The 10000-nt window shown below is 37.8% G+C and carries 7 protein-coding genes; 1 reads left to right on the top strand and 6 read right to left on the bottom strand.

The features are described 5' to 3' along the window. Window positions 1-100 precede the first annotated feature (100 nt). From F3G76_RS09560 to F3G76_RS09535, 6 genes are all read right to left on the bottom strand, one after another. The gene (locus F3G76_RS09560; protein ID WP_149706567.1) at window positions 101-3244 is read right to left on the bottom strand and encodes a type I restriction endonuclease subunit R; all 3144 of its coding nucleotides are present in this window, start codon (window positions 3242-3244) and stop codon (window positions 101-103) included. Continuing rightward, complete coding sequence (locus F3G76_RS09555) at window positions 3241-4230, bottom strand: DUF3644 domain-containing protein (RefSeq protein ID WP_149706566.1); 990 nt, start codon at window positions 4228-4230, stop codon at window positions 3241-3243. The genes F3G76_RS09560 and F3G76_RS09555 overlap by 4 nt, the downstream gene beginning before the upstream one ends. A 13-nt stretch (window positions 4231-4243) precedes the next feature. Next, a complete protein-coding gene (locus tag F3G76_RS09550; protein WP_149706565.1) occupies window positions 4244-5485 on the bottom strand; it encodes a restriction endonuclease subunit S in 1242 nt (413 codons plus the stop codon). Next, on the bottom strand, window positions 5482-7332 hold the full coding sequence (locus F3G76_RS09545) for an HsdM family class I SAM-dependent methyltransferase (RefSeq protein ID WP_009295451.1): 1851 nt from the start codon (window positions 7330-7332) through the stop codon (window positions 5482-5484). Before F3G76_RS09545 ends, F3G76_RS09550 begins: the two co-directional genes overlap by 4 nt. Window positions 7333-7958: 626 nt before the next feature. After that, on the bottom strand, window positions 7959-8261 hold the full coding sequence (locus F3G76_RS09540; protein WP_009295450.1) for a type II toxin-antitoxin system RelE/ParE family toxin: 303 nt from the start codon (window positions 8259-8261) through the stop codon (window positions 7959-7961). Further along, complete coding sequence (locus tag F3G76_RS09535) at window positions 8254-8517, bottom strand: type II toxin-antitoxin system prevent-host-death family antitoxin (RefSeq protein WP_009295449.1); 264 nt, start codon at window positions 8515-8517, stop codon at window positions 8254-8256. Before F3G76_RS09535 ends, F3G76_RS09540 begins: the two co-directional genes overlap by 8 nt. 306 nt (window positions 8518-8823) lie before the next feature. On the opposite strand from F3G76_RS09535, the gene F3G76_RS10575 reads away from it, so the two are divergent. After that, window positions 8824-10000, top strand: a 1177-nt coding sequence (locus F3G76_RS10575) for a hypothetical protein (RefSeq protein WP_188116580.1), incomplete at its 3' end; no start/stop codon positions are given.

Raw genomic sequence — 10000 nt, 5'->3', positions numbered from 1 at the left:
GGAGATGGGGTAGCAAGTATTCTTTAAAATTTACAATGCATAGCCAGCCGTGTGAATTCGTAGTCAAATTTACACGGCCTTGCTAAGCTTACGATATATTTTACGCAACACTCCTATATCTCATATAGACATACTCGTAAATTTTCTCTCTGCACGCCGAGATACTTATATCATCATAGCACTCAGGTAGCTCGCCCCAGAGCGTATCGCGGATGAGATTATCCACCTCGGCTTTCGTCTCTTGTTTGTCGGTCCAGTGATCTAGCTTGGAAATTTTTGATTTTATCTTGCTTAGCAGAGTAGCTGCCACTTCTTTGATCTTTTTTATATCGTTTTTACCGAGATCATCTCTAAAAAGCATATCGTAAAACGACAACTCCTCATCGTTCGTAAAGCCCTCTCTGGCGTATCTTTGCTCTTCTTTGCTCATCTGATTTGCTAGATCCATAAGCTCCATAAACGTCTTTTCTATTGTCGCCCTGTCTTGTTCAGCATTATACTCTGAGATGATTTGTCCGTAGCGTTCATAGTAGTCTATGCGGTTAGGATTGCTAAATAGCATACTATCTAGCTTTTGCTTGATGATCTCCTCTAGATCTTTCATAGCTAAATTTTTAGTTTTCACCTTTGCAAATTCACTACGCAGCAGATCAAAGTCGATAGCGCTTATATCAAATCTACGCGCAGCCTCGCTATCCATAGTGGGCTCATCAGCGATTTTTACATGCTCGTTTATTATTTTATGTATCTCGATCATTAGATCGGTCGTATTTGTATGCTTGCGCTTTTTTTGAAGCTCAGAGTAGATAGCCATGATAGCTTCATATTGCTTGCGTGTTTGAGCCGTTATGTCGTTTCGGTCTGTATATTTTACTAGCCTGCCAAGCTCCAAAGCGTAGGTAGTAAAGATTTTCTTATCCTCGATACTTCCGCACACCGCATTAGCCGCCTCTTGCAAACTAGCAAGCTTTGCAAAATCAACCGCACCGATAAGTTTTTCCAGCTCAAATTCTTTCTGTGACAAAAACTCCCTCGTCTTTTCTATCACCTCTATGATGCGCGCGATGAGCTCCTCTTTATCTATTGTTGGGTCTGCTCCGCTACTATCACCTAAATTTGCGGTATAGTCGGCAAGTGCCTTTCTAAGAGCTTTTACGATACCTATATAGTCAACTATAAGTCCATTGCTTTTGCCTTCGCTTACGCGGTTTGCCCTAGCGATCGTCTGCATCAGCGTATGCGCTTTTAGCGGTTTATCAAGATACAAGCAGGATAGGCACTTTACGTCAAAGCCGGTTAGCCACATAGCGCAGACAAAGACTACTCGCAAAGGATTTTTACTATCTTTAAATTCTTTATCAAGCTCTCGTTTCTCCATCTTTTCTCTGTGATACTTGATGTCTAAGCCCCACTTTTTGAAGGTTTGAATTTCGTTTTGTTCTTGGCTTATTACTACCGCCATTTCGCTCTCTTGCATCCATTTTAGTTTGCGCTCTAGCTCCTGCGCCTCTTGCTGGGTGGCTCTTTTTATATTTTCTTTTAAAGTTTTTATCTCCTCTTGCCAGTACTCTTGCACGAAGTTATACATCCTAACGCACGTTACCTTATTTAGACAAACAAACATCGCCTTTCCGCTCGTCCACAGATCGCAATAATGCCTAACAAAATCACGCGCGATGGATTTTAGTCTAGGCTCTGCCGTTAGTAAGTGTATCTCTTTTGCAAATTCAGCCTCTAGCTTATCTTGCTCATTAACATCAAGATCGGCATTTTCTATGGCGTCTAAAATTTGATCCGTTATCTCCGGATTTTGTAGATCCACGATCTTTTCGCCGCGATTTTCATAATAAAGCGGCACCGTCGCACCGTCCTCAACCGCTCTTTTAAAGTCGTAAACCGAGACATAACCGCCAAAAGTCCTAGCCGTGATATTGTCGCTAGAGAGTAAAGGCGTACCGGTAAATCCTATACGAGCAGCTGTGGGTAGTAGTTTCATCATATTATCGGCAAATATCCCGTATTGGCTGCGGTGCGCCTCGTCTGAGATGATGATTATATCGTGATCGGGGTAGATAGGCTCTTCATTTGGCTTGTTAAATTTTTGAATAAGCGTGAAAATAAAGCTTGGATTGCCTTTTAGTTTTTGCACGAGATCATCGCCGCTTGTTGCGATATACTGCAAAGCCTTCATATCTTTACCTAGCAGTCCGCAGTTTTCAAATGTATCGCTTATCTGAGTATTTAGCTCGTCTCTATCGGTTAGGATAACAAAGGTCGGCGTTCCCGGCATCTTTCGGCGAACCTTCTTAGCAAAAAATAGCATAGAGTAGCTCTTGCCTGATCCTTGTGTATGCCAAAACACGCCCAGTTTGCCGTCATTTAGCTTTCTTGCGGCGTATGCTTTCATCGCTTCGTTTACGCCTAGATATTGGTGATTTCTAGCGAGAATTTTCGCTGTGTGGCCGTTTGAGTGGTCATAGAGGATAAAATTTTCAAAAAGATCTAGGAAATTTTCTTTTTTGCAAATTCCGCGTAGCATAGTCTCAAGCGCCACGCTTCCTTGCTCATCTTCAGCAAGCCTTTTCCACTCGTGGAAAAATTCAAATTTACTGCCAAGCGTGCCCACCTTTGCCTCCATGCCGTTTGATAACACAATAATGGCATTGTAGTAAAACAGATGCGGCACCGTATCTTGATAGTCCGTGTAGTTATCCTCATATGCGTTGCGTACATCTACCGAGCTATTTTTAAGCTCCACAAAAAGTAGCGGTATGCCGTTTACAAAGCCCACGATATCCGTTCTTCTCCTATGTAGCTCTCCGTGAATTTTTAGCTCTTTTATAGCTAGAAAGTAGTTATTTTCAGGTTTTAAAAAGTCGATCACCATAGCCTTTTTAACCTGCGTTTCGCCGTTTGGCTTCTTTATCGTTACCGGGATCCCGTCGCGGATAAGGTAGTATTTTTCTTCATTTACTTGTAAGAGCGAAGATGTAGATAGTCTGTTTTCTAAAATTTTTATAGCCTCAGTGATCTGAGCGTCATTTATCCAAGGGTTAAATTTCTTAAGCGCCTCTACAAGAAAGCGAGTTAGGATAATTTCTTTATAGCTTTTTCTACCAAAGGTGCCATTTTCGCCCAGAGTCTCGCTACTATGCGCAAACTGCACGTCCCAACCCAGCTCATCACGGAGTAAATTTCCGGCACTCTCTTGCACAAGGATATTTTCAGAATAATCATAACTCATAAGGAAATCTCCTCATAATAAAATTTAATTGCCATATCAATTGCATCTTCTTCATAAAATTTTTTACTGCTACCATTTTTCCTTTTAGGGTCAAGATAATTGGTTCGACACAATTTTTTGTCTTGTTCAATTCTTTTCATTGCTTTATGAAAAGATTTTCCGAATTTAATATCAGGTTTTTTTTCTTTAATCTTGGTGCGTATATCTCCATATGTTAATGGTGGCAATGCTTGATCTAATCTCATTGCAGGAGCTTTAGGGTCGTCTGTAAGGCGGATATCCTTTCTAAGCACTACATTACCATTTTCTTGGTCAATAGCAGCAATTAAATCAGTATTATCTATTTTCTTTTGACTTGCTGTGTATACATTAAAGCCAATTACTATATTTTCACTAATGCCATCTTCGGCCAAGTTTCGTATTGTTTGAACTACGTTATTAATAAAATCATTATGAGCCTTACTATAATCTTGCTTCAAATAATCTACAGGATTAAATGGTAGTTTAAATCCTACCGGCAAAATAATAAGGTTGTCACTACGAGTGATATCCTTATTAAAGTATAGTTTTAGAAAATTATCATAATTAAGAACTGATTTACTGAGAAGCATAAAAATTACCGGATCTAGGCTGGTTTCGTAAAAATGGGTATTTAAACAACGATAATCATTTAGCAGTAATAAATTTTCACTTACCGATTTGAATATTTGGGTATTTTTTCTTGAATTAATATGTTCACTTGTTAACGCTAATGCTTTTTTAAACGAGATTGTATGTTCATTCTTTTTGTTTTCATATATTTCTTTTCGTCCAATATTTTTATACACATAAGCCTTTAGAGCCAATTCCCATGCATTAATGATAAGTATAACAGAGGTTGAATATCTATATGCTATGTTGGGCTTGTTGTGGATTTCAATACCGGCAAAAAGTGCAGCTTCTGATGAATCCAATAATAATTTGACTATAGATTTGCCTCTTGACATCAATTTGCCTCTCTTATACTTCTATCTCACCACTCATAAGCTTTGGTAACAAGCGGTCACGAGCTTCTGTAAAAATATTACATTGTGTTTGTAATAATTCTATTTTTTGGCGATACAATTCAAACTTATGTTCATATTGTTCCATTATTATTTCTGAAGGAACAAGCATAGTAATACCCATCATAGCGTCAGGCTTTAAATGTAAAACATTAACTCCATTTGCCAATAGCGATATTCTTTTGCTATATTCACCATATAGCATGGTTGTATATAAATATCCTCGTGTAACAGTTTTTGGTATAAGTTTAATTAAATCCATTGAGAAAATGGCCGTTTCTCCTAGATTTGGAATAATTGCAACATAACCAACAAGACGTCTTTCTTTAGTCATATCTGTCACACCCATAACAATATCGCCAGCTAGTATTTTTTGTTCATCTTTAAATTTTCCAATAAAACGTTTTTCGACATTACGCTTATATCCACCAAAAGCCTTGATGTTTTTCAAATTAATCATTATAACACCACCTTGATCCACAAGTTCTTTTGATGCATATGATTTTCCTCTTATAAAATCAAAAATTTCCGATAAAGGTCGCACTTTCCACCCATCGGGAATGCCGTCGATAAATTTGGTATCTTCATATCCTGGGAAGCGAAAATCAACAAACCACTCTTTATATAAACGCTGCGCCGCCTCTTCAAGAAGCTTGATCTGATTTTGATTGTTTTCGATCAGATCGTCATATGGTTTTAATATATTGACAATTTTGTTTTGAATATCAAGAGAAGGACAAGGAACCTTAAAGCTTGCTATCATTTCTTTTGTCATCGCATTTCTTGATGCGCCTTTACCAACAGCCAAGCCAAGCATCCTTGATTGCATATCTGGACTTGCTAGATAGTAGTTTAGAAAAATTGGATTTAATATATTTTTGTCAGGTCGAACTATTGCAACATGCTGATTTACTCTTGCTGGAAGCAATTCTTCTGGAGCTAGGCACGTACGAGCAACTGAATCACCAGTAATATTTAATAGAATATCATTCTTTTCTATAGTAACACCATTAAGCTTTTTAGCGGCTTCTTCATTAATAAACACCAAGCCGCTAAAATCAAAATAAAGGTTATATACATTTTGACTTCTAATAAAAGCGATTCCTTTTTTGATATAAACAGTTGAACCACCTTTTGGCGTTGCTCCGCTTCCGATTTTTATACATACGTCACCAAGCTTTACTTTTTCCCACTTCACAACCCCACCTCCTTTAAATTTTGCGAGATGGTATCCATGAGTAAATTTGACTCGGCTTGCAAAGATAGTAGTTCGCGGTGTATCTGCATCATGCGCTCTTCAAAATTTACTCCATCATCTTCTACCGGAGCAACGCCCACATAAGCTCCTGGAGTGAGCGACCAGCCCTTTTCTTCTATACTAACGCCCTCATCATCTCCTTGCGCTGCTTTGGTCGTATAGGCAATCTTGCAAAGACCAAGCACATCTTGATAAACGCCGTCTTTAAATTTTTCGTAAAGCCAGTTTGCCTCTCTAGCTACCGTTAGCTTTTCGTCTAACTTGGCAAGCTTTGCGTCATACTCTTCTTGCACTCTTTTCTTTTCTCGCCTTTGAGCATCTTCGGCCGCCTTTTTGGCTTCTAGCCTAAGAGCTTTTATCTCTTCTGAAATTTCATGAATTTGCTCGTTAAAAGGCTTGGTGCTTGCAAGAGTATCTTTGTACTCATCAAGCAAGGCCCTATACTTATCTATCTCGCCGCGGTATAGCCATACGATAGCATTGATATTTTTTAGCTGCCAATAAGACCATTCGTTTAAAGTGCGATCAACCACGGTGTAGTAGTTTCTAGCGTCTATAAAAAGCACTTTGTTTTTAGTCTCGTTTGACTTATTTTTATCAAAAAACCAAAGAGAGCAAGGAATAGAGAGCGTGTAAAAGAAGTTATTTCCTACGCTGATCATCACATCAACATCGCCTGTTTTTACAAGGCTTTCTCTTATATCTTTATCTTTGCCGCCGCTATCTGTGGCTGAAGACGCCATGACAAAGCCTGCGCGACCTTTTTCGTTTAGGTAGCTGTAAAAGTAAGATATCCAAAGGTAGTTGGCGTTTGTGACCTCTTTGTTTCTATTTACGCTTGGCATCCCAAAAGGTAGGCGCCTTGCGCTTTCGCAGGACTCGGCTTTTACTTTATCGACGTTAAAAGGGGGATTTGCCATGACGTAGTCGCAGCGGCCGTCTAGGTTGTGAGCGTCGCTATAAAAGCTGTTTGCCTCATCTCCGGACTTGATAACGCCTGTAAGTCCGTGCACCGCCATGTTCATTAAACAAAGCTGCGCGTTGTACTCGACCTTTTCTTGGCCGTAAAAGGTCATCGTGCTATTTGCGTTCATGCCTGCTGCATTTACAAAATCCCCCGACTGGATAAACATACCGCCAGAGCCGCATGCAGGATCAAAAAGTATGCCGTTTTTTGGCTCTATGATGTTTACGATCATCTTTACAAGCGACTTTGGCGTAAAGAAAACGCCGTCATCAGAGGCTATGCTTTTGGCAAATTTGTTTAAAAAGTACTCGTAAATTCTGCCGATGATATCTCCGCCGATCTCGTCAAGGGCGGAGTTGTTAAATATACGCAAAAGCTCGGATAATATCTCGTCTGAAAAGTCGGCATAGCTCTTTGGTAGTACACCTATAAGCTGCTCGCTTTGATCCTCAATCAAAGACATGGCGTTGTTTACGACTTCGCCCAGGCTTGTCATGACGTGATTGTCTTTATTGACAAGGTTTGCTGAGGAGATATTTTGAGGTAAATTTAGTAGATAGTCATACTGCGCTTCTTTTGGAAGATAAAGCGCGCTCTTGGCCGCAAAGTCGCTCGCCTCAACAGGCATAACTCTGCCGCCGCGAGAGGGGCGCCCTTTTAAAATTTCAGCCTCTACCATTTTAAATCTGCTATAAGCATATCGCAAAAAGATAAGACCGAGTACCGGCATGCAGTACTGATACGATGTGAGGTTTGAGCCTGAGCGCAAAAGATCCGCCGACTCCCAAAGGTCGCTCTCTAATTTTCTAATGTTTATCATCTTTTCTCCGTTATGTAGCCAAACTATCTATAAATAAGTCCATCGGTGCCATATCTGGCTTTTACAAATTTAGCTATTTATATTTTGTTTGTTATTTTAGCATTTTATGGGTAGGGATTGTTGTTGTAGGAGAAAAAAATTTTATGATTGAAATTTTAAGAGAGGCTTTTTCACATCTTAAAACAATATTTGTCTTAAATAAAACTTAGACATTTTATCGACAAAGGTCATCTTTAAGGATAAAATTTTGTTTAAGTTGTATCTTTCTAAATAAAAATTTTGCCCGTCTGGCCAAGACCTTGCAGCAAGCTCGGTCCGAGCTTGCTAAGTAAGTTTATCAACATACTAAAAATGTTGATAAATATGCTAGAAACTGGCATTAAATTTATTGGATTATAACAAATAAATTCATAATGTAACATACTGCATGTGATGTAATGTGCAGTACATGATGTCACGTCAAGTATGTGATGTCACATGCAGCACATGATGTAATGTATAGTACATGATGTAACATGCAGTAGGTGACGTCATGTATAGTATGTGATATTATGTATATTTCTTAGATGAGAGAGTATTAGGATGGGTGGATATTTATTTTTAAATAGATATTATTGAAGTTATATCTAAAAAGCGCTTGGTGTGTATCTAACAGTAATGATTATAACGGCCTTATCTTTTTCATTTACCCTATAAATAACTGTATAGTTTTTAACAAATAGCTGTCTATAGCCCATATTGGCATATCTGCCAACTTTCCTAATAGCACCACGATTTGGCATCTCATCTAGGCTAAGAATAGCGTTTTTGATAGCCTCTAATGTAGAGTTTGCAGCACCTGGTGAGAGCAAAGATAGTGCGATATATTTATAAATCGCTTCAAGCTCTTCATAAGCTTGTGGTGAGATAAGGACTTTATATTTACTCAAGATACTTATCTTTTAAACTAGCAAAAACATCTTTTGCTTCTAGCATCTTTGTATCTGCTGTTATCTTAGCTTCAGATGATGCGATGGCACTATCTATATCGGCTGTGGCTACTAGCTTATCATATGTCTTTATGCTCATCACAACCAAGTCTCCATAACCATTTTTAGTTACAAACACTGGCTCATCCTTGCTATTGCATAGCTGTGAAATTTCATTTGTGTTTCTAAGCTCTTTTATAGGTATTATTTGAGGCATATGCTATTTCCTTTTAATAATATGACATGATTATAGCATAATTGTGTTAGTAATTTAGATGGCTTGTCCAACTAACTTGGCAAGCTGAAAGAAAAGCTCAAGTAACAAGCATGCAGTATTTATTTTAAAATACCAAAGAGTTACACTCTCTAGTTTTCTAACGCTTATCATTTTTCTCTGTTGCATAGCTAAACTATCTATCAAGTGTCATGTCAAGCATTTTTCACTTTTAAATAGCAATAATAAATTAATAATATTATAAATACAATCACAATAAAATATCAAAAACAGTAGTGGTGGCTTAATATGCAAAACAACGAAATAAATATAACCTACTCTTGCGAAGAGACATTAAAAAAGATAAAAGAGTATATGGCTGATGCAAAGAGCGTGACGCTTTATACGTCTAGCTTGAATTCACTCACATCGTACTCTAACGGCATAGCTAATGAGATCATATCTAATCTAATATTTTCTAAGAAGAGAGATAAAAAAGATGTATCGATCGTATCTGACTTTTATATAGATAAAGATAGCTTTACTGATAGTAAGCTAAATAGAATAAGAGAATTTGAATATAGAGATATACCAGTAAAGATTGTCCATAAAAAGAGTGCAGTTGACAAGTTTTTTGCAAATTTAAAAGAGAAGATAAGCCCCATAAAAAGCAAAGCAAGATATGAAGCTGAACTTGAAGCTGCTCAGGATGAGCACGAGAGAAATTTGCTAAAAAGCATGGGTGAAACAAAGACAGAAGCTATAAGCTTTTATGATATGTTTGAGGTCATAGTATCCAACTATGATGACGCCAAAGATATCGTAAAAGAGTGCCTAAATACCTTAAAAAATGATCTACTAAGCGATGCTAGCTCTTTGATATCTAGCGAGGGACTAGATGGAGCTAAATTTGAAAAAAGCATTGAAGAGTGTTTTAGAGAGTTAGATAAGAATTTAAGCGAGCTAAACAAAGAAAGTGGAGAGTTTTTACTAAAGCAAATATTTCTTTTTATACTAAGCATAGTTGATCTAAGTGACCCAAAGGCTGCACTCAAAAAGGCAAACGGATGCTTTTTGTTCTATGAGCTTAGTAAATTAACCTACAAGATGGTTGAGCATCAAAGCAATAGATCTCTTTATGGCGTAACCTTACCTATCCTTAGCTTTTTCACATCTAGATTTGCTTCTATTATAAATACCCTAAATATAAACTCAAGCTGCAATGTATTAGTATTTAAACAAGATAAATCTTCTAACTCTGGCTTTTTTATAGACTTTACCCACCTAAACTTAGACTATATCTACTTTAGAGACGACAATAACCTAAATGAGGTTAATTGCAATGCAGATGAGGGATATAGTGTATTTGGTCATTTAGATGATCTATCGGTATTTGATCATACAAAGGATGTTTGCTCTTATGATATAGTAAATAAAAACTTAGGCTTTGGCTCTAGTGATGATACGCTCTTTAAAAGACTAAAGG

The organism is Campylobacter concisus (assembly GCF_902460575.1).
Lineage (GTDB): Bacteria > Campylobacterota > Campylobacteria > Campylobacterales > Campylobacteraceae > Campylobacter_A > Campylobacter_A concisus_AW.
The sequence above is the reverse complement of the archived record's forward strand: the minus strand, read 5'-3'. Positions and strand labels throughout refer to the sequence as shown.